At 71.1% G+C, this 22,718-nt stretch carries 4 protein-coding genes (1 of these 4 running past the window's edge); all 4 read right to left on the minus strand.

Annotation, left to right across the window (positions count from 1 at the left end; translation table 11 throughout):
• Tightly spaced (each overlapping or abutting the next), the 4 genes in view from E4198_RS04490 to E4198_RS04505 form a layout consistent with a single transcriptional unit that may run on beyond the window.
• Entirely contained in the window at positions 1 to 1,257 is a 1,257-nt protein-coding gene (locus E4198_RS04490; protein WP_136182015.1) for a hydroxymethylglutaryl-CoA synthase, read from the minus strand.
• The gene (locus tag E4198_RS04495; protein ID WP_136182016.1) at positions 1,254 to 1,514 is read right to left on the minus strand and encodes an acyl carrier protein; all 261 of its coding nucleotides are present in this window, start codon (positions 1,512 to 1,514) and stop codon (positions 1,254 to 1,256) included. Before E4198_RS04495 ends, E4198_RS04490 begins: the two co-directional genes overlap by 4 nt.
• The gene (locus tag E4198_RS04500; protein WP_136182017.1) at positions 1,511 to 2,491 is read right to left on the minus strand and encodes an LnmK family bifunctional acyltransferase/decarboxylase; all 981 of its coding nucleotides are present in this window, start codon (positions 2,489 to 2,491) and stop codon (positions 1,511 to 1,513) included. The genes E4198_RS04495 and E4198_RS04500 overlap by 4 nt, the downstream gene beginning before the upstream one ends.
• Positions 2,488 to 22,718, minus strand: the 3' portion of a protein-coding gene (locus E4198_RS04505; protein WP_136182018.1) for an SDR family NAD(P)-dependent oxidoreductase. Its footprint extends 1,942 nt past the window's final position; the window shows 20,231 of its 22,173 coding nt (coding positions 1,943–22,173); its start codon lies beyond the right edge, outside the window; it ends in the stop codon at positions 2,488 to 2,490. The genes E4198_RS04500 and E4198_RS04505 overlap by 4 nt, the downstream gene beginning before the upstream one ends.

A 22,718-nucleotide genomic window follows, 5' to 3' on the forward strand; every position in this document is an offset into this window, starting at 1 on the left:
TCAGCGCCACGTGTACTGCCGGTGGTAGTTCTTGACGCCGGTGAAGGCGAGGATCTCCTTGCGGTCGACGGCTCGTTGACCGATCGCTTCCCAGCGCGCGGCGTCGATCATCCGGTCTTGCACGGGTACCAGGCACTTCAGGTTCTCCTCCAGGAGACCCGTGTACTCGTCGAAGGAGACGTCGGCTCGGTTCTCCACATGGGTGCCGATGTTCATGGCAGAGACCGTGGCGGCGCTCTCCGCGTCCACGACGCCGCTGAAGAACTCCGAGGAGCAGCCGGAACCGTAGGAGAAGACGCCGACGCGGCTCGGAGCAGTCACCGTGCCCGAGTCGAGGAGGCTGGCAAGGGCCAGGTAGACGGAGCCCGAGCACAGGTTGCCGACGAGCGAGGGGTACCTCAGCGACGGGACGACGCGTCGTGCGAAGTCCTCCTGCAGCTCGCCCGCCGGCTTGCCGCGGTCCCGCATCAGTTTCCGGTGGGCCGCCTTGACCAGTCCGGCGAACGGCGTGTGCATCACGAGGTGGTCGAACGTCGTGGCGATGTCGACGCCCTCGACCCGGTCGGCGTAGTCCGCGAAACTGTGCGTCAAGCAGTCGAGGTAGGCGAACAGCGAGCGGTCCACGTCCGCGATGTCGAAGTCCGGTGCGGGCCTGGCCGAATCCAGAGTCTCGTAGCTGTAGTTGCCGAAGGCGCCGAGGTCCAGGGGCATCACTCGGGGATCGTCACTCAGCAGGACGGCGGCCGCACCGTGTCCAGCGGCCGGTTCCGAATAGGCCGCCCGCTCGTCGACGACGGCCACGTCCGTCGCGATGACCAAAGCCTTTGCACCCGGCGATAGGCCCGAGGCCAGATAGCCAGTCGCCAACTGAACGGCGGCCGTGGCCCCGAAGCACGCCTGTTTGACCTCGATCATCCGGCAGTGACGACTGAGCCCCAGGTACTCGTGCACGTACGAGGCGACGGACTTGCTATAGTCCACGCCCGACTCAGTGGAGGTGACGAGGATCTCGATGCGGTCACGCTGCTCGGGCGGGAGGGCGTCGACGATCGGGCGTGCCGCGTTCACCGCGTTGGTGACCGGGTCCTCGAAGGGGAGTGCCAGGGAGCGGCGCGTCATCATCAGGTTGTCGATGCGGTCGGTGTCCAGCCCTCGTCCCCTGAAGAGCTCCTGGACGGTGATGGCGGCGAGTCCGCACCACACGTTGAGCGCCTCGATGCCGCAGCCGTCGCGGCGGACGTACGCGGGCTCGGTCATCGCTGCTCCTCACAGAGGAAGTCCACGAGCGTCTCGATGTCGGGGATGTCGCTGAACGCGGACATCGGCGTGCGAATGCCGGTGCGCTCGACGAGCAGGGCGATGATTTCCACACGGTCCACGGAGTCGGCACCGAGGTCCTTCAGGTGCCTGCCACCTCCGATCAGCTCGTCGGGTACGCCGGGAAGGATGCCTCGGACGACCTCGCGCACGAGGGCGTGCGTAGCCGCCCGTTGCGAGGAGTGGGCCAGTGTCATGCCGGGTCCTTCCGTGGAGGTGCGGTCGGTGCGGGGACTGTGCGAGTGGTGCTGACGGCGAGGACGCGCCGGGTGTCGCGGTCACGTACCACCACGTCACCGACCTCGTCGCCAGGGACGCCCGTGCGCCGCCAGGACGATGCGGTGAGAGTGAGCACGGAGTCCACGTCGGCGTTGCCGAGGTAGCAGATCTGCTGGTCGACGACGGTTCGGGCGAGGAAGGCCGCGGCCGTGCCGCCGCGTTGCCGCCACAGGGCCAGCAGCGCCTCGTCGACCATGGAGAAGTAGGACGCGAAGTAGAGCAGCCCGACTCCGTTGACGTCGCGGAGGACGTCGACGGGGTGGGTGACGGTCACCTCGTCCGGCATCGCCTCGTAGGCGGGATTCGTCGGGTCGTGGAAGGTGAGGTCTCGTCGGGCCCGCTGGTACACCGCCCGGGGCGAGAACCGGTCCGGCAGCATCGGCAGGTCCCGGTGCCGGAAGCCGGGAGGAGACGCCTTCACCAGCCCCTGGTTGCTGCCAGGGGTGCTCCGTGCGATCCAGCGGTTGAAATTCTCCACGTACAGGCAGTTCTCGCGTGGGCCGAGGTGGAACTCCTCCGGATCGAGCTGGCGCTCGGCCTCGCCGTCCTCGCTACGCGTGATGCGGTGGAGCGTGAGGACCGACTCGCTGCCCTGGTCGTAGCAGCCGGACACGACGTCGAGCTGGTCGCCGAAGGTGAGGACGCGGGGATTGATCGAGGCGCTCCCTCGGACGCGGAAGTAGTAGAACGCCAGGTACGTCGGATTCCCGGCGTCGTCGCGTGCGGTGAAGACGTCCGTCTCACACAGCTCGCTGACCGTTTCCCAGGTCCAGTCGCCGAGGAGGCCCACAAAGAGGGAACTCGGCCCGCACATCCCGGGCCGTACGGTCACGGAGCGGCGGACGCCGGTACCGCCCGGGCTCCGTGCGGCTGCGGCGCCGGTGGGCGATGTCATCGGTCACTCCTCGTCGTTGCGGAGGGGGCTGCGACGCCGGCCGGGTGCTGCGCGAGGAAGGCGGTCAGGACGTCGTTGAACTCCTCGGCGCTGGTCAGGCTCGGGAAGTGCCCCGCGTCGGCGACTTCGTGGTAGCGCGAGTGAGGAATCAGACCGTGGAGCAGGTGAGCGGTCTTCAGCGGGATTACCGTGTCGTGCCGGCCGTGGACGATGAGGGTCGGGGCAGAGACGTCGGCAAGGCGGTCCAGGAGGTCCGGTTCGGCGGCGAAGACGTCGAGGTAGCGCAGCCCCGTGAGTGGGTCCATGCTCTCGCTGCGCAACAGCACTTGCTCATGGTGCGCGCGGTCACGGGCGAAGCGGGGGGACGCGGCGTTCCTTTCGACGTGGTCGAAGTCCTCCTCTACGACGACGCCCAGCCGGTTGGCCTCGTCTGCGCGGTTGCCGAGCTTGTACGAACTGCCCACGAGGGTCAGCGAAGCGGTGCTCTCGGGGTGGCGCAACGCGAAGGTCTGCGCGACGAGGCCGCCGAAGGAGGCTCCCGCGATGTGGACGGGCTCCCGGACGCCCAGGGCGCCGAGGGCCTGGCGGGCCAGGTCCGCGAGACCGGCGTAACTGAGGTCGTCCGCCGCAGTCGTGGCCCCCACCCCGGGATGGTGCACGACGATCACCCGGTACCTGTCGGCCAGGGCGGTGAACTGAGGACCGAACAGGCCGGCTCCGATGTTGAACGGAAGCATGAGCAGCAGGGCAGGTCCGTTGCCCGCGCTCCACACCTCCACCTGACCGCCCGGCACCTCCAGCAGGTGGCGTTCGACGTGCTCGGCCAGTTCGCGCAGCACCGCGGCGGTCTCGTCCTGCGCCGTGTACCCCTCGGCGAGTGCCTCGCGAATGTCTTCGGGGACGTGCTCCGCGGGATGGAAGCGTGCCAGTGCCGGAGTACCGGGGCCGGACGTGGCCGGCAGGAGATCGCGCAGGCCGCTCCGGTCGGCGAAGAGCCGCGTCAGACGGTCCACCACCTCGTCCGCCTCGTCGTCCTCCATCCCGACGGGTACGGCAAGACGGACCAGCCCCGCATCCTCCTTGCCGCTGCCCAGGTGCGCAGCGGCACGGATGCCCGTGTGCCGGTAGATCCACGCCAGCACCGCCGGAACGGGCTGCCGGAATGCGCGCAGCTCCCGCATGCGTCCTGTTTCCAGCAGGACGCAGTGGGTCGCCGGGCCCGGGAGGAGGGGGAGACCGGCGTCGCTCAGTGCCTGGTGGATCCGCGCGACTCGGTGCACGCGGTCGTGGACGGCCCTCACCGCCCACCGGTGGTCCCTGAGGGCCGTCAGGGTCTCCGCTCGGCCAGTACGGCTCACTGCGGGGCCTCTCATCGAGAGGTGCTCCGTCAGGTGGGCAGCGACTTCCGGGTCGTCGGTCGCGACGATCCCCCCGGAGTCGGTGCCGAAGTTCTTGCTCAAGCTCATCGTGACCGCGTCGGCCAGGGACAGGATCTCCTGTGCGACCTCGAACGGGTCCTGGTGATGCCGTCCTTTCTCCTGGGTGGTGATGAGGACGGCGTTGTCCAGGACGCGCGTGGTGTCGAGGACCAGTCGTACAGCGTGACGGTCGGCCAGTTCACGGACGGCGGTGAGGTTGGCGAGGGACAGCGGTGCCCCGCCCTGCGCGTTGACGCCGGTCTCGACGCACAGGAAGGCGATCCGTCCGGCGTGCTCGGTCAGGACGGCTTCGAGGTGGTCCAGATCGATGTCCCCGCGCAAGGCACCGGCGGGGTCGGTGCGGACGCCGACGGGCTGGAAGCCGTTGTCCATCAGGCTGAAATACCAGGTCGGGAAGACGGAGTTGTGCACGACCACGGGACCGCGCGAGGGCCATGCCCGGCACAGCGCCGCCTCCGCCGCACGTCCGGAAGGGGTCGGCACCACGCAGGAGAAGGGCAGCAGGTCGATGTCTTCGAGGGTGTGACCGGGAGTCAGCTGAACCGCACGCCGTTGGAGTTCGCCGGTTCGCGCCGCGGTGAGCGCAGGGCCGAGTTCCGCCCAGGAGTCGGTGACCAGGTCGTGGTCCACCAGGTCGGCGGGGAGAAGCAGAGGGTTCCAGCCGTGGGCCTCGAGGTGCCGGGTACGCCGGTCGAGCGCGAGATCCGCCGGGCCCGTCGGTGCGGGGGCAGGGCGCTCGGGCGGGATCGCGGGGTTCTGTGCGGGGGCCGCCTCGGGTGTGGCCGCCCCTTGCCCCGCGCGGTCGGCACCGACCTCCGGGTCCGCGATCATGAGGATCAACCGGGACACGTCCGTGCGTGGTTCGCCGGCCGGCTGGCACAGGTAGAGCGGGTGGTTGTCCGGGCGGAACTTGTTCTTGAAGCGGAAATTGCCGTCACCGGTGAAGATGCCGCGAGACCGCAGTTCCGCGAGGGCGGCCTCGACCTCGGGCGCCGCATTGGGGGATTCGCCGATCCGGGCGCCGAAGCTGCCGCCGAAGCTGAAGACCGTGCACCCTTCAGCGGCCGTCCTCTCGATGATCTTGACCACGGCGTAGTCGAGGCCGCCCGGGGGCGCGTCCTCCGGGTAGAACTCCAGGTCGAGGAGGTAGCCGGGCTCCGAGGGGATCTTCGTCACGATCACCGCGCTGACCATACGGTCGTCGACGTACGTGAGGAACATGCGGTGTCTCTGCTGCAGGATGCCACGCCCGATCTCGTCCCGCACCGTGGAGACATAGGGGTTCACCATCGCCTTCGCGTCGCCCCACCTGTCGATCATCTCGGTGATCGCACGGTCGGTCGTCCGATCGGAGCCGACCTCGTACTCGACGGTGCGGCACTCACCGGACTTCTCGAACCTGCCGATCAGGTAGCGCAAGCGCGCCATGCGGCCGCCTGCGAGGGAGAAGTTCTGGATGTCTTCCAGGCGTTGCAGGGCGCCGAACGGTGTGGCGGTGAAGTGGACACCGGCCTCCTCTTCGAGCCGGAGCAGCGAGACGATGTTGGCCTGCCTGCCGTGGGCACGGCCGTACCGCACGTATTCCGCGGCCAGGGCCGGCATCTGCTCGGCGGGCCCCACGTAGGACCAGGTCAGCATGACCTCGTCGCGGCGCGAGCAGTGGAAGTAGGCGCTTCGGTCGGAGCCGAGGAAGAGGAGCGGGGCGATGTCCCGTCCGGGCAGGCCGCCCTCCCTGCCGTATCGCCGCTCGAGGTCGGCGACCGTGCGGGCGATCTCCGGATTCTCCGCCAGTCTCGCCTTCTCTATCACCACGGCCCCTCCTCGGTACTCCCCCGGGACAGGCCGGGGCGAGGACGGAACGTCCGCAGGGGCTCCGGGCCCGTCGTTCCGAAGGAGGCGGACGGCTTCCCCGGCACCGTGGAGGGTCGCGAGGGTCGAAGCCAGCTCGGGAACCGTCGGGTGGTCGAAGAGAAGCGTCTTGCGCAAGGCTCCGAAGTTCTTCTCCAGGGCTGCGACGGATCGGAGCATGTCGAACGAGGAAAAGCCGTTGTCGGCGAAGGTGCGTGTCGGGTCCACCCTCCGTTCCACGATGTCGCCGAGCGTGGCGAGAAGCAGCTGCTCCAGTGCGGACATCCCCACTGGCGCGGCAGGGATCGTCTCCGGAGCGGGATGGCCCCCTTCCGGCGTCCGGGCTTTTCGAGGGTCGGGGGGTTCCGGGTCGGCGGGTGAGGTCGGAGAGGGACGCGACACGGGCCCGACGGGTGCGCCGCCGTCCTCCCCGGCGCACAACGGTGCGACGAAGCCGGAAAGTTTGCCGACCGTGTCGTAGTCGTACAGCTCCGCAGCCTTCAATTCCAGGGAGAAGGTCGTGTTGAGCAACCGCACCAGGTCCATCCGGTAGATGGAGTCCAGACCCAGTTCGGCGAAGGGAACATCGTCGCCGATCTCCTCGCCTCCGGTGCCCAGGATGTCGGCGAGCTGGTCGCGGAGCAGCGTGGCCACAGCCGGGAGCGCCGCCTCGCGCCCCGGCCCGGCCGGAGCGGGACGAGGCGACCCGACCACCGGGCGTTCGGGCATCGCGATGTGGTTGTCGGTGCCCCGCTCCGGCTGCCGGGCTGCCGTCGAGGACGGCGCGGACGCGGCCGCTTCCTGCGCGGTGCGTGCCGCCGGGGTCACCAGCGTCACCTTGGGTCCGCGACGTAGCGGACCGGGCGTGCCGTCACCTGCTGGGCGTTCCGCGGGAACAGACGGCACAACGGACTCCTTGACTTGAGGCGACTCTTGGGAGCGGGAAGCAGGAGCGGCGACGCCATCCGGAGCGTCCCCACCCGGACCGCTCACCCAGTGCCGGGTGCGGACGAACGGTGACGTCGGGAGACGGAGACGGCCCGGCGCCGGTGTCCAGCCGAGGTCCCAGGGGACCGCGGCTCCCTCGCACCACAGCGCGGCCAGTCGGGTCGGTCCTTCGTCGCCTCGTGCCCCGGGGGTGTGACGGACGGCGGTGCCGGCAGCCGCCCCGGCCGGGAGCACGCCGGAGGCGAACTTCTCCAAGGCGGACACGAGCGCGGCCCGGTCCCGTACCGCCACCGCGAAGCGGTGGGGGCGTTCCGTCCTGCCGGTCTGCAGGGTGTACGCCACCCGAGCCAGGTCCGCCTCGGGATGATCCTGAAGGTGACGTGCGAGCCGGCCGGCGTAGTCGGCGAGGTCCTCCCGCGTTCCCGCGGACAGCGGGACAAGCACCGGGAGCGGGCAGGGATGGTGAGGGCGGTCGCCGTCGTCGTAGGCCTCCAGCACGACGTGCGCGTTGGAGCCACCGAAGCCGAACGAGCTGACGCCTGCGCGATACACCTCGCAGCCGTCGGCTGTCTTGACGGGCTGCCAGGAGCGGCGCCGGTCGTTCACGAAGAACGGGCCGTCGTCCAGGCGCAGGTACGGGTTCGGATCGGTGAAGTGGAGATTGGCCGGAAGTATCCGGTGCCGCATGCAGAGAAGTACCTTCAGCACACCGGCGATACCGGCGGCCGTCTCCCCGTGGCCGATGGCGGACTTCACCGCGCCGAGAGCGACACGGTCGCCGTCCGGTAGTGGCTCGCGTCGTTCCTGGTGCAACTGTGTGAATGCCTTCTTCAGTCCTTCCACCTCGACCGGGTCGCCCAGCCGGGTGCCGGTGCCGTGGGTCTCGATGTAGCTGAGCGTGTCGGGAGCCACCCCTGCCGTCCTGACGGCGCGGGCGATGACCCGTGCCTGGGCCTCCGGGTTGGGTGCCGTGAGAGACGGGGAGCGACCCCCGTGGTTCACGGCGCTGCCGCGGATGACGGCGTGGATCTCGTCCCCGTCAGCAAGGGCGCGCGCCAGCGGCTTGAGCACCACCGCCCCCGCACCCTCACCGCGCACGTATCCGTCCGCGGCCGCGTCGAACGTCGCGCACCTGCCGTCCGGGCTGAGCATCCCGGAGTCGGCGAACGACCGCAGCAGTCCCGGGGAGAGGATCACGTTCACACCGCCCGCCACGGCCATCTCGCACTCTCCGTCGCGCAGGGACCGCACGGCGCGGTGCAGTGCCACCAACGAGCTGGAGCACGCGGTGTCGACGGCCTCACTCGGCCCGTGGAGGTCCAACAGGTAGGACACCCGGTTCGGGAGCACCGAATGGGCGATGCCCGTGGCGGCGTGGGCGGCGGACGCGACGCCGTGCTCCTTGAGCAGGTCGTCGTAGTCGTGGGTCGCCACGCCCACGAACAGGCCGGTCGCGGAACCCGCTAGCCCGCCGGGACGGTGACCCGCGTCCTCCAAGGCACACCACGCCGACTGGAGGAAGAGTCGCTGCTGCGGGTCCATGAGCGCCGCCTCGTTGGGTGAGATTCCGAAGAGGCGGGCGTCGAACGCGGCGACGTCGTCGAGGAATCCGCCCCGCATGGTCCTCGTTGCCGGGTCGGCGAGGAGCGCGGCACGGTCGTGCGGGATGTGGTCGACCAGGTCGTCCCCGCTGTCCAGGTGTGCCCAGAAGGTTTCGAGGTCGGGTGACTTGGGGAACGTGCCGGCCATGCCGATCACCGCGACGGGCTGGTCGGTGCCTGCTGGGGTGGACGACGAAGTGTCTCCACCGGCAAGCGCGGCAGGTCTGCTTTCCGTCGCCTCCACCGGCTGCGGCTCGCGCTCCGGCCGCGGTTCGAGCGGGTGGTCCTGGTCCCCCAGAGCTGCGAGAAGCTCGGTGCGGTGGTGCTCGGCGAGATAGTCGGCGAACGCCGCCAGATCCGGGCATTCGAACAGCACGGTGGGCAGGAGGTCCAGGCCGAAACGTTCGTTGACCTTGTTCACCAGCTCGGTGAGCGTGATGGAGTCGAAGCCGAGTTCCAGCAGCTCCGCCCGCACGTCGACGTCCGACTCGTCAACAAGCAGGAACTCCGCGGCCAACAGACGGGCCTCACGCTCGGCGAGGTCGCGCACCCGTGTGCCGGCCTCGGCGGGAGACCCGTCGAGGGCGGTGTGGGACAGCGGAGCGATGGGGGCCGCTCCGTCCCGCGCGGCCGCGGGCGCCTGCCCCTCGACGACCGCGCAGCAGGCCTCGCCCGACTCCAGGGCACGTACGAAGGCGTCCAGACCGGCCCGCGTACTCAGCGGCACCATGTCCCACTTGCGGGCGAACAGCTCCCGCGTGGCGTCGTCGACCCGCATGCCCCCCTCCGCCCACAGCGGCCAGCAGATGGCCAGTGACACCCCGGCCCGGATGCCCTGCGCGACCTGACGCACCCTGCGGGCCGCGAACTCGTCCTGGAAGGCGTTCGCGTAGGCGTAGTCGGCCTGCCCGGGGTTGCCCGCCTCTCCGGACATCGAGGAGAACAGGACGAAGAAATCGAGAGGTTCGGCTGCCGTGGCGCGGTCAAGGTGGACGGTGCCCTCCACCTTGGGGCCCAGGACGTCGGCGACCTCGCGTGGTGTCTTGCGCACAGCTCGGGCGTCACGGGTGACACCAGCGGCGTGCAGGACGCCCCGCAAGGGCGCGAACTCCTCCCTCACCGCGGCCACCAGTCTCATCGTCGCGTCGGCGTCCCGCAGATCCACTCGGCGGTGGACGACCCGGGCGCCGAAACTGTTCAGCTCCGCGACCAGGTCCGCGGTCGGTGCTGTGCGGCTCGCGAGCACCACGGTGGCGTCCGATTCCAGGGTGGTGAAGTAGCGGGCGAAGTGGCGCCCCACCGCACCGGCGCCACCGGTGATCAGGTAGGTGCCGCCCGCACGGAGACGGAACGGGGGCCGGTCGGCCCGGACGGGTGTGAACGGCCGCAAGTCCTTGGCCTGCCGCAACCCGTCGAGGTGCCTGATCTCCACGGTGCCCGGCTGGGCGCCCAGCAGTTCCTCGACGAGGAGATCGGCGTTCGTCCGCGCCGTGGCCGCGTCGTGCGCAGGCGGGAGGGCGAGCCGCACGCCGTGGAGGCGGGTGTGTTCCAGCGCGAGCGTGCGCAGAGTGGCTCCGACAGCGCTGTCGTACGGGTCGACCTCCGCGGGCGGGCCGGGGTGGGCGTACAGCACGCGGACAGCGGGGCGTTCGGGACGCCGCAGGACGGCGGCGGACGACCACAGCACCGCGGGCAGCGCAGCGGAAGGTGGGTCCGAGGGCCGGGTGGGCGTACGGCTCTCTCGTCCGACGCCCTCCGGCAGGTGCACGAGAGCGTCGGGCAGCGCGTCGCGCGTTGCGAGGTCCTCGACGAGGAGGTCGTGGTCGCCGGGGTCCGAGAGGCGCATCGTGTAGCCGCCGTCACCGGTCCGGGCGAAACGCCCGCCCTCCGAAACGGTGACGACCCCGACGCCCTCCCTCGTGAGGCGGTCGACCACCAGCCCTCGCGCGTCGCCCGGTTCGGCGTACACGACCGCAGTCCGCGCCGGCTCGCGCCGCACGGGGCGAGCGGCCGGCTCCCACACGGGTCGCAGGTACCGGAGGTGCGCCCCTTCCGGGGAGGAGCCCCCGGCTGACGTGCCGCTTGGCACCGGGCCGTTCGGGCTCGCCGACTCGCTCTTACGTGCGACCCGTGGCGCGATCTCCAACCCGTCGAGGCGCTGGAGGATCCAGCCGTCGCCGTCCGTGAGTCGAATGTCGAACCATCGGTGGCCGTTGGGGCTGCCGTCCGGAGTCACTTCCCGGACCTGGGCCCAGCAGTCCATCGGGAGTGGCGCCTCGGCCTGCAGTTCCGTGACACCCACCGGCAGGTAGGACTCCTCGTCGCGGCACAGCACGGAGACGGCCTGGAGAGCGCCGTCGAGCAGGGCGGGGTCCAGTCGGAAGTTGTGGGTGCGCTGCCGCATCTGGTGGCTGTTGGCGAGCCGTGCCAGTGCCTCTCCGTCGCCCACCCAGAGGTCGGCGACAACGCGGAGGGGACGCCCGTGACGCAGGCCGCTGGTGACGAACCCGTCGTAGAGGTCCGCCGAAGGAATCCGCCGGCGGTAGCGGCGACGGAGCTCCTCCAGGGCGAGGGTCTGCCCGGAAGGAAGCGCTTTCTCGTCCGGCGCGGCAAGGAGGCCCCGGGCGGCTGTGCGTGGGCCGGACGCCCCCTCCGCCCTCACCTCGAAGTCGCTGCCGCCGGACTCGCGCGCGGTGAGCGTCGTACGCACCCGCTCCACTCCGGCGTCGAGGTTCACCGGCGACACCCAGCGGATGTCGGTCATGCGCAGCGGGTAGGCGGGTGCGGCACGCGTTTGAAGAAGCGCTTCGGCTACGACGGTGAGGAGGGCGACGCCGGGAACGCAAGGCGCGTCGTCGATGAGATGATACCTGGCGAGGCCGAGCGCCGGGTGGGTCGCCAGTTCCTCGGTCACGATCGGTCGGTCGCGGCCCACCGTTGTCTCCTGTCCTTCTGTCAAGGTTCGCGTGCTGGCGGGGGCAGGTGGGTCCTCGCGGTGAGCGGCTGCGCGGTCCGTTGCGGCCGTGTCGGGCCGTGGTGGGACGAGGTCCGCCGGTTCGTCGGGCATCTCGCCGTGCCCGGTGGTGGCAGGGGTGGCGGCGGCTCCCCTGCCGTGTTCGGCGATCCAGTACCGACGGCGTTCAAAGGGGTAGGTGGGGAACACCGCCCTGCGCGGCGCGGGCCGGCCCGCCTCCGTGAGGCTCACCCACAACCCGTGCCAGTCGACGGAGCCACCGTTCACCCAGTGGCGCGCCCGCTGGTCCTGAGCATCGGCGCTCAGGTCGTCGGCCGGTGCACCGGTGAACGCTCCGTCGCCGTTCCTCCCGGAAGCGGTGCCGTTGTGGACGCCGCCACCAAGGGGTTCGCCCGCGGCGAACCGCTGCAGACCGGCCGCGATCGCCTCGTGGTCGCTGCCGCACACCGCGAGCCGTTCGGGCAGTTCCCGGCGTCCGGTCTGGCTGGAGGCCGCCAGGTCCCGCAGGGGTGTCTCCGCACCTGCCGGGGTACGCAGGTACGCCGCGGTCCGGGAGGCGTGGCGGCGCAGCGCCTCCCCGCTGAGGGCGGACAGCACGAACACCTGCTGCTCCGCCACATCCGCATCCGCAACGGGGGCTCCGCCGTCGCCGAAGCCCTCGGGTCGTTCGGGCTCGGTGTACTCCTCCAGCACCAGGTGCACGTTGGCTCCCCCCGCTCCGAACGAGCTGATGCCGGCCCGGCGTGGCCAGGTCCGCTTGCCGGTGCCTATGTCGGCCTCGGGACGTTCCCACCGCGCCGCCTCGTGCTGCGGACGGAACGGTGACTCGGCGAAACCGATCTTGGGGTTGACCGTCCGGAGATTGATGGTGGGTGCGAGTGTGCGGTGCCGGAACTGGAGCAGCACCTTGGTCAGCGCTGCGATCCCGGCGGCGCCCTCGAGGTGTCCGATGTTCGATTTCACCGAGCCGACGCCGCAGAAGCCCCTCTCGGTGACGCCGAAGGCGCGGAACGCACGGGTCAGACCGGCCACTTCGATGGGGTCGCCGAGTGCCGTGCCGGTGCCGTGGGCCTCCACGTAGGACACTGTCCTGGGATGTACCCCCGAACGCCGCAATGTCTCCTCGATGAGCCGGGCCTGGGCGTTGGGATTGGGCACCGTGTAGCCGCTGACTTTACCCCCGGCGTTACTCAGGCTGCCTTTGACGACCGCCCATACGGTGTCGCCGTCGGCCCTCGCCCGTGCGAGCGGCTTCAGCAGGACCGCCCCCGCCCCTTCACCGGGTACGAACCCGTCCGCCTCGGAATCGAAGACGCGGCACGCGTCACCGGTGGAGAGCATGTTCCGCGCGGCCAGTGCGGCGAAGTGGGCCGGGTGCAGTATGAGGTTGACGCCGCCCGCTATCGCCATCGCGCACTCCCCGCGGCGCAGGCTCTCACAGGCCAGGTGGACTGCCGTCAGGGCGGACGAGCAGGCGCTGTCCAGGGCGAGGCTCGGGCCCTGGAGGTCGAAGGTGTAGGACACCCGGTTGGCCAGGGACCAGTAGGCGGAGTGGCCGGTGGCGTAGCGGCCCTCGGGCCAGTCGGCCGCAGCTGCCAGGAGCCCGTACTCTCCGTACATGAGTCCTGCGAAGACTCCGGTGAGCGGCTCACGCGTCCGTTCTCCGAGGTGACCTGTGCTCTCCAGCAGCTCCCAGCAGGTCTCCAGGAACAGGCGCTCCTGCGGGTCGATGTCGTTGGCTTCACGGGGCAGGATGCCGAATAGCGGCGCGTCGAAGGCGTCGACCCCCTCGAGGAACCCGCCCCATCGGTTGTACGTGCGGTGCTTGACGCCCTTGCGCGTGTCGAAGTGGGGGCGCCAGTCCCAGCGGTCCTCCGGGATTTCGCCGATACACGCATTGCCCCGGGACAGGTGGGTCCAGAAGGTTTCCAGATCGGGCGATCCGGGGTAGCGGCCCGCCACTCCGATGATCGCGATGTCGTCGGCTTCCGGCCGGTCGTCGGCGCTCGTTGCCGCCGGGGTTCCGGCCGGGGCGGTCGTCACCGTCCCCGGCGTCCCGGTGACGCGCGGTGCTGCGGACTGTCCCCCAGCGGGAGCGACTTCGGCCGTCGGCGCGGGTGCCGGGGGCGGTGCGCCCTCCGCCGGGCGAGCGGGGTCGCGGTCTCCCGGCTCCGGCGGCGCCGGGGGTTCCTCCGTGCCGGGCTGCGGCACCGCGGCAACCGGTATGCGGTCGCCGTGGTGCTCCTCCAGGTACGCCGCAAGTCGGTCGAGGGTCACGTGTTCGAACAGAAGGGTGGACGGCAGGTCGCCCAGGTCCTGCTCGAATCGGTCGACGATGCTCAGGCTCACCAACGAGTCGACGCCGAAGTTCTCGAACGTCGCCTCCTCGTCCAAGGCTTCCACCGGGTGCTTCAGCACCTCCGCGAAGACCCCGGCCACATAGGCGCGCGCGGCAGACGTCCCCCGTCCGAGGTCGCCCGGCTCGTCCGCACCATCCGCGTTACGCGGCTTCTCGACGACGACGAGTGACTGCGCGGACTCCTGGGGTGTGGCTCCGGGCACGCCGTGCGTGCGCGCGACCGTGAGGTCCACGGCCTCCGCAGCGGTACGCCACTGCTCCGTGCTGAGAAGCGGGGTGTGGGGCAGGCGGCGTTCCGCGTCCTCGTACATCCACCAGCCGGTCGTCAGCCCGAAGGTGAGTGTCAGGAAGTCCGAGACCCGGGTGATCTCGTTGACGAGGGCGACTCCGCCGGGCCGGAGCAGTGTGCCGATGTGTGCCAGCGTCCGCCGGATGTCGGGAGTGGCATGCAGCACATGGGTGGCGAGCACCACGTCGTACTCACCGGCCGGGAACCCCTGCGCCGTCGGATCCTTCGAGATGTCCAACTGTTCGAAGGACAGGTACGGGCGGGTGGCGCCGAACTCCCGCTCTCCGTGCCTCAGGAAGGCCGGGGAGATATCCGTGTAGACGTACTGGACCGCCCCGTCACCCAGTTCCTCGCACGCCGCGAGCACGGTGCCCGAACTCGAACCCGTGCCGGCGCCGATCTCGAGGACGCGGGCGGCGCTCCCCCGCCGTCCGTGGGCCTGGCGTGCGGCTTCGGCGACCTCCTGGGCGAGCGTATGGTTGAAGTGGTCGGTGATCGGCTGTCCGCGGTAGATCGGCTCGACGAGGGAGACCGACCCCTTGGGGAACAGCACGTCCATGGGATCGCGCCGCCCGGTGAGCACGTCGCCGAGCGCGTCGACGCACCGTTCCACGAGACGCACGTGGCCCTCCATCGTCGGATGGCGCGCGATGATCTCGTCCGCGAGGGCTTCGTCCGGCGACTCGGCCGCGCCGGTGAGGACGTACCCTGGGCCTTCCCGACGCACGGACCCGACCCCGCACAGGATCTCCAGGGAGGCGTGGAACAGACGGCGGTGACGTTCCACGACACCCATTCGCCTCTCCCAGACCGCGACCGGTGAGGTCTCGCCCGCAACGGGCCGACCCTCCATGCGGTGGAAGGCGTCACGCAGCAGGGTCCGGCTGTACGACTCGACCGCCGCGAAGCCCCGCCGGGCCTCCGCAAGGTCCTCTCCGTCGCCGTCCGGTGCCGGCGCGGGCTCGCCGCTCCCGCCCACGAAGGCGGGTGCGGACGCGGCCGCCCGGTCCCCCTCGTCCACCCCGGCCGACAGGACGGTCGCCAGCCGTTCGCCGTGCTCTTCCCTCAGGTGGGCAGCGAGCCGGCTGATCGTCATGTGCTCGAACAGAAGGGTGGACGGCAGGTCGCCCAGATCCTGCTCGAAACGGTCGACGATGCTCAGGCTCACCAACGAGTCGACACCGAAATTCTCGAACGTCGCCTCCTCGTCCACGGCCTCCGCCGGGTGCTTCAGCACCTCCGCGAAGACCCCAGCCACGTAGGCGCGCACCGCCCCGGGAGCGAGGTCGGCGCCGCCGGAGGCGTCGGTCGCCGTCCGAGGTGCCGAAGCGGAGGGGGCGACCGACGCCGCAGCGCTCGTCTCCGGCGCGAGGGCCGTCGGGTCTGCGGCCGACCGGACAGCCGCCGCATCGGCGTCCGCGGCGCCCCGGATGCGAATGCCCATGCCGGGCAGGGCGGACTTCTCCGCCTTCATGGCCAGCACCTGGGGCAGGCGGGCGGAGATCACGCGGCGCAGTACGGCCATCCCCTCGGCGGGTTCGATCGAGCCGATGCCCAGCTTCGTGAACGCTTTCCGCATCCGGTCGTTGGCCACGGCCCCGACACTTCCCCAGAAGCCCCAGTTGACGACGGAGACGGGGTAGGGCCGACGCCGGTCCAGCCACTGCGCGTACGCGTCCTCGAACGTGCTGGCGGCCGCGTAGTTGGCCTGGCCGCCGGCCTCCACGAAGGAGACGGCCGAGGAGAAGATCAGCAGGAAGTCCAGCGGCTCCTCCTCCAACGCACGGGAGAAGGCGGTGACACCGGCTACCTTGGGGGCGAGCCCCGCGGCGAACTCCGCTTCGTCCATGTGCGCGATGGTGCGGTCCCGCAGGTCAAGTGCCGCGTGAACGGCTCCGTGCACGGCACCGAACTCCGTCCGTACCCGCTCGAGGGCTCGTCGCAGCGCGGCCTCGTCGGCGACGTCCGCCTGGAGGTAGAGAGCCCGCCCGCCGAGCGCCTCGATCTCCCGGGCCTTGCTCTCGTGTTCCGGGCCTCGCGGGCTGCGTCCCAGCCAGACGAGTCGGGCCCCGGCGATCCGTGCAAGCAGCCTGCTCAGCGCGAAGCCGATGCCGCCGGCACCCCCCGCGATCACGTAGGTGCCTTGGCTGCGGAACGGCGCGGTGCCCTCGGGCGCGGGCAGTCGCACAGGGGCGAAGGTCCGCTCGAGGCGCCGCCCGCCGCGCAGCAGTACCAGGGGTTCGGAGCCCGGTTCCGAAACGATCAGGTCGGCCGTGCGTTCGAGGTCCGGGTCGGCAGCGGACACGTCCACGCAGGACACCCGCCATCGGGGGCACTCGGACTCGACGGCACGGGCAAGACCGAGGAGCCCGGCGGCGTGCGGTACCACGGTCTCCTCCGCGTCCGCCGGCACCGCACCGGAGGTGACGATGCGCAGTTCCAGCCGCTCCCGCTGCCGCCCGGCCGCCAGAAACCGCTTCACCAGGCGGAAGAACGTCAACGCGGTGGTGTCCTCCTCCGGCGGGACGGCGGGCTCGTCGCCGCCCGCGACGAAGTAGACGACGTCCAGCGGGTCGTCGAGAGGCCGGAGGTCGGCGGCGCCGGCGTCCGGCAGCGGCACGGTGGTGACCTGGCCGTGGCGCGCCGTCCGGGCGGCGAGGGCCTCGGCGAGGCGGTGCGCGTCCTGCGTGTGCACCACGACGGTACGGCGGTCGTCCGGCGCTTCGGCGGGCGGGACGACCGGGGCCGTCTCGCGCCACACCGGGCGGTAGACCATCTCGTCGACGGGGTTCTGCTGTGCACGCAGCAGCAGACCGTCGTAGCGCGCGCAGACGCGTCCCGACGCGTCGGCCAGCCGGATGCCGTAGCGGTGGGGTCCGACACGTTCCACATGGGCGTACTGGGGGACCGCTCCGGGAACCGTGAGGGTCACGCTGTCCAGTGCGAACGGCACCAGCACCGTCTCGTTGGCTCCTTCGACGGCGGCGACGAGCTGCTGGGCGCCGTCGAGCAGGCAGGGGTCGAGCGTGAACCCCGGCCTCGGCAGGGCGGCGAACCGGCCCAGTGCCTCGCGTTCGCCGAAGCGCACCTCCGACAAAGTCCGGAAGTTTTCCCCGTACTCGATGCCTCCGGACCGGAAGTCCTCGTAGAACCGCGCGGCCGGGATGCTCCGGGGGCAGCGCCGCCTCGCCTCGGAGAGGTCGAGGTCCGGCTCCTGCTCCGCCGAGTGGGCGGTGACGAGATCGCCCTGGACGTACCGCTGCTGTCGGTCGCGCGACTCGAGTATGAACGTGTACCCGTCCTCGGCCGGCGTCAGCCTCACCCTCAAGGTGCCTGCCGCGGACGGGTCGACGAGCCGAAGCCACCGGACACCCGTCAACCGGAGTGGTCCGGTCAAGCCGGAGGCCCGTGCGGCGGAGGCGGCGAGGTCGAGGCCGGCGGCACCGGGAAGGACCGGTCTCCCGCCGACCCGGTGGTGGTCCAGCAGCCAGTGGCCGTCCGGAACGGCGACGTCGAACACCGCCCCTTCCGCCTCGTCCGAGCTGCTTACCGGGGCGCCGAGGTGGGGGTGCCGGCCAGGCGACTTCGAAGCTTCTCCGCCGGCCGGCTCCTCTGGGCCGCCGACCCAATGACGCTGGTCGGCGAAGGGGTAGGGGGGAAGCGGCACCCGGCGCCCTTCCCTGCCGGTGAACAGCCCGGACCAGTCGAGGTCCTTCCCGGCGACGTACTCCTGCGCGAGGCGCTCCAGTTCGGCGCGGCGGTCGTTGCCGTGTCTCCCGCCGCCCGGGGTCGACACCTCCGCGCCCGGGGTTCGCGGGTTGCCGCTGCGGGCGGCGTCGCGGAGCTGTTGCCGGAGTTCGGCGCGGTCCTCCGCGACGAACGCGGCGCGCACCGCCCAGTGGCTGCGGCCGACGGCCAGTGTGTACGCCACGTCGACAAGCGGCGGCGGTTCGTCCTCAAGCGCATCCGCCAGCCGCACCAGCGCCCGGCTCAGGGCCTGCTTGTCCTGGCCCGAGACGGGGAACAGGTGAGCGCCGCCGGCTTCACGCGGAGGCGCAGGGGCAGGGGGGGCCTCGGCCACCACGGCATGTGCGTTGGTGCCACTGAATCCGAAGCTGCTGACCGTCGCCACCCGGGTGCCGTCCGGTCCCGGAACCCACGGGCGGCGCTCTCGCACGACGAAGAACGGGCTGCCTTCCAGGCCGGTCCTGGGGTTGGGTGTGTCGAAGGCAGGCGCCGGCGGCAACTCACCGTGCCGCAGAGCGAGGAGCACCTTCAGGAGGCCGGCGATCCCCGCGGCCATCGTGGTGTGTCCGATGTTGGCCTTGACAGTGCCGATACCGCAATATCCGGCCCGATCGGTGGTGCGTCGGAAGACGTCGGTGAGTGCCCTGGCCTCGATCGGATCACCCAGGGGTGTGCCTGTGCCATGGGCCTCGACGTAACCGATGTGGTCGGCTGTGACGCCGGCACGTGCGTGGACCTCTGCGAGCAGCGCCGCCTGCGACACCGCGCTGGGGGCGGTGATGCCGTTGGTCCGGCCGTCGCCGTTGATGCCGGTGGCCTTGATGACGCCGTGGATGTGGTCCCCGTCGGCCAGCGCACGGTCGAGGCGTTTGAGGACCACGCAGCCCACCCCTTCGCCCAGCACCGTGCCGTCGGCCTGGGCGTCGAAGGGCCGGCAGCTGCCGGTGGGTGACAGCATGCCGACCTTGCTGGTGCGAATGTGCAGTTGGGGCGTGACCATGAGGGCCACTCCGCCTGCGAGGGCGGTGGCGCACTCGCCGCGCCGGATGCTCTCGGCCGCCAGATGGACCGCCACGAGTGAGGAGGAGCAGGCGGTGTCGACGGCCAGGGTGGGGCCGACGAGGTTCAGCAGGTAGCTGATGCGGGCGGGCATGAGGGAGCTCGTGGAGCCGAGGAAGGCGTGGCCGCCGTCCGCGCGCCCGGCCTGTCCCAGCAGTTCTCCGTAGTCTCCGGGCGCGCAACCGACGAACACGCCGCACCGGGAGGGATCACCGGACTGGACCGCGTAGCCCGCGTCGTCCAACGCCGACCAGGCCTGCTGGAGGAACAGGCGTTGCTGGGGGTCCATGACTTCGGCCTCGAGCGGCGAGATGTTGAACAGCGCTGCGTCGAACCTGTCCACGTCGGGGAGCATGGCCGCCCACTTGCTGTACGTACGGCCTGCCGCCCGGCGGTCAGGGTCGTACACCGATTCCACGGCCCAGCGGTGCGGGGGGATCTCGGCGAAGCTGTGTCGGCCGGCGGCGAGGTTCTCCCAGAACTCGTGGAGGTTCTCGGCACCGGGGAAGCGGCCGGACATGCCGATGACGGCGATGTCGTCGGCATCGGTCGACCGGGGGGAGGAGCCGGGCACGGCCGTCGAGGCGGACGGTCCGCGGTTCACGGGGCCCAGCGCGAGGACGTGGTCGGTCATCCGCGGGACCGTGGGGTGGTCGAAGACGGCGGTGGATTCGACGTCCACATCGAACCGCTCCGCCAGCCGCTGAGTGACCCGCACCGCGCCGACCGAGTCGAGTCCGAGTTCGTGGAAGCTGCTCCGGGCGTCGATCTCGTGGCGCTCCAGATAGAGCTCGGCGCAAAGGGCGTCCTCGACGGCCTGCCTCACCTCCTCCCGATCAGTGTCTCGAACCGCCTGCACGCCGGGCTCGGGCCAGGCCGGGGGGACGGCCGAGGTCTCCGCCCGTACGGGTGCCGGGTCGGCCGGCCCAGAAAGCGCTGCGGGAGTGGGTGAGGAGTCTGCGACCTCGACGGGGACGGTGGGTTCCGCCGTGGTGGCGGGCCGCTGCCCTGCCTCGTTCCACTCCCCCACCCAGTACCGCTTCTCGGTGAAGGGCTGTACCGGCAGCGGCACCCTCAGCGGTCTGCGGCCGGCCGTGTGCACGTAACAGTCCTCCCAGCGGATGTCCGTGCCGACGACCCACTGCCGCGCCACCTCGTGCAACTCTCCGGCCCGGTAGAGCTCGACGAGGTGACGCGCCGCGGGGGTGTCGGCGTCGGCGCTGCCTTCCCCGGGCGCACTTCCGGCATACACCCCGGACGTCGCGGTCTCGCCGTCGAGGTACTCCTCCAGCCGGCCGAGCAGTTCGTCCAGTCCGCGGGCCACGACAGCCACACGGACGGGAAGAGCGACGCGGCCGACCTGCAGGGTGTGAGCCACGTCCGCGGCGGAGAGGCGCCGGGGGTACGTACCGTCCCCTTCGGCGGGATGGGCGAGCTCGGCGATCGATGCACCGCCGCGTACGGATGCGGCGGGCACCCGCCCACCGAGACGACGCGCCAGTTCCGCCAGGCCGAGCCTGTCCACGCCGAGGTCGGCCAGCGGCTCCCTGGGGTCGACGGCTTCTTCCGGGACGCCCAGTACCGCTGCCACTTCCGCAGTGACCCGTACGGCTGACGAGCCTGCGGGCGCCGTGGCGGTCGTGCCGGTGCCGACGGTCGGCCGCTGCACGTGGCGGACATGCCGGCGCAGCAGCCTCGTCAAGGCGTCCCGGTCCCGGGCGGAGAAGACGAAGAGACGCGGCGCGGTCTCCTCACCCGCTTCCTCCTCGGGCACGCCGGTGCGCGGCCACTCCTCCAGGAGAACGTGCGCGTTGGCGCCCCCGGCGCCGAAGGCGGAGACACCGGCGCGGAGCGTTGTGCAGCCCGGGGCGGGAAGCCAGTCCGCCGCCTCCCGCTGGACGCGGAACGGGGAGGAGGCGAAATCGATGTGCGGGTTGAGGCGCTCGGCGTGAAGCGAGGGCGCCAACCGCCGGTGCTTCATTTGCAGCAGGACCTTGGTGACGGCGGCGATACCCGCGGCGCTCTCCAGGTGTCCGATGGCAGACTTCACCGAGCCGATCGCGCAGCTCCCGGGGAGCAGGTCGACATCGGCGAAAGCGCTGCGCAACCCTTCGATCTCGATGGGGTCCCCGAGGGACGTACCGGTGCCGTGCGCCTCGATGTAGCCGATGGTGGCCGGGTCGAGGGACGAACGGTCCACCGCCCGGCGGATGAGGGACGCCTGCGCCGACGGGCTCGGCACCGTGTACCCGCTGGTGCGGCCCGCGTGGTTGAGGAAGGAACCCCGGATCACCGCATGCACCGTGTCCCCGTCGGCCAGGGCGCGCGAGAGCGGTTTGAGGACGACGGCCCCCACACCCTCGCCGGGCACGTAGCCGGTGCCGCCCTCGCCGAAGCTGCGGCAGCGGCCGTCCTCGGAGAGGAAGTGGCCCTCGGCGAGCTGCAGGTACTTCTGCGGATGCACCGCGAGGTTGACGCCGCCGGCCACTGCGGCGTCGCACTCACCGCGACGCAGGCTCTCGACGGCGAGGTGAAGAGCCGTCAAGGACGACGAGCAGGCGGTGTCGACGGCCATGCTGGGGCCACGGAAATCCAGGCAGTAGGAGACCCGGTTGGCGACCGAACAGTGGAGTGCAGTGGGGGCCACCCCGTCGGCAGGGTCGGTGAGCAGCTGGTAGTGGTTCCACATGACGCCGGCGAAGACACCGACGTTGCCGCCACCCAACGTGTCCGGCCGGTACCCCGCGTCCTCGACGGCACGCCAGCTGACGGTGAGGAACAGGCGTTCCTGCGGGTCCATCCGCTCGGCCTCGCGCCGTGAGATGCCGAAGAACTCGGCGTCGAAGCGGTCGGCACCGTCGAGGAAACCTCCCCAGCGGCCGTAGGTGTGCCCTCTCCTGCCCTTCTCCTCGTGGTAGACCGCCGAGTGGTCCCAGCGGTCGGCGGGCACCTCTGTGATGCCGTCGCGCCCCTCCTCCAGGAGGGCCCAGAGGGCGGCTGGGCCGTCGGCCCCGGGATACCGACCGTCCAAACCGATGACGGCCACGGGTTCACCCTCGGATGGGAGGCCGGGCGTCGGGGCGGACGGCAAAAGGGGGTCGTGCGGGGCGGAGCCGGCTGCCGGAGCCCCGCTCGAAGAGAGCGGTGCGCCGGGCGCGTGTTCCGGCTGAGTGGGGTTCCGCATGGCCGACACCGCCGCGGAAGGCTCGGGGAACGCGGCGGCGAGACGTCCGCTCTCCCCGTGGGGGAGCACGAGGCGCGGCGTGTCGGCGGCGAGGGCTCCCAGCAGCACGTCCAGCCCCCGTTCGGAGGGCATGGGGTGGAACCCGGTGGCGGATGCGGAACGGCGCAGGACGTCGTCCGTCACCTGCATGCCACCGTCCGCCCACAGCGACCAGCCCAGCGAGACCGTGACACCGTGCCGGTCACGGCGAGCCGTCCGGTGCTCGGCGAAATGATCCAGGAACGCGTTGGCGTAGGCGTAGTGGCTCTGCCCAAGGTTGGGCAGGGTCGCGGAGATGGAAGAGAACAGGAGGAAGAAGTCGAGCCGATCGGATGCTGTGGCGGCATCGAGGAGGCGTGTCCCGCGGACCTTGGCGGCGAGCACCTCGGCCACAGCGGAGGCGTCCGTGCGGAAGAACATTCCGTCCCGGACGGCCCCGGCGCAGTGGAACACCCCGTCGATGCGGCCGAAGAGGGTGCGGGTTCGGGCGACCACGGCGTCGACGTCCTCGGGCAGGGAGACGTCGCCCCGGATGTAGCTCACCTCGGCGCCTCGGGCGCGCCAGTCGCGCATCCGTTCCTCGAGCGCGGCGTCGGGGGCGCGGCGCCCCGTCAGGACGATACGGGCACGGACTTCGCGCACGAGACGGTCTGCGAGGAGCCCGGCTATTCCGCCGGCACCTCCCGTGACGAGGTAGACGCCGTGCTCACGTAACCGCGGCGCCGGCGTGCCGTCCGCGG

It is taken from the genome of Streptomyces sp. RKND-216, from assembly GCF_004795255.1.
Lineage (GTDB): Bacteria > Actinomycetota > Actinomycetes > Streptomycetales > Streptomycetaceae > Streptomyces > Streptomyces hazeniae.

Coding starts and splice junctions, on each gene's coding strand:
- E4198_RS04490 (WP_136182015.1), bottom strand. CDS start 1,257: ATGACCGAGCCCGCGTACGTCCGCCGCGACGGCTGCGGCATCGAGGCG.
- E4198_RS04495 (WP_136182016.1), bottom strand. CDS start 1,514: ATGACACTGGCCCACTCCTCGCAACGGGCGGCTACGCACGCCCTCGTG.
- E4198_RS04500 (WP_136182017.1), bottom strand. CDS start 2,491: ATGACATCGCCCACCGGCGCCGCAGCCGCACGGAGCCCGGGCGGTACC.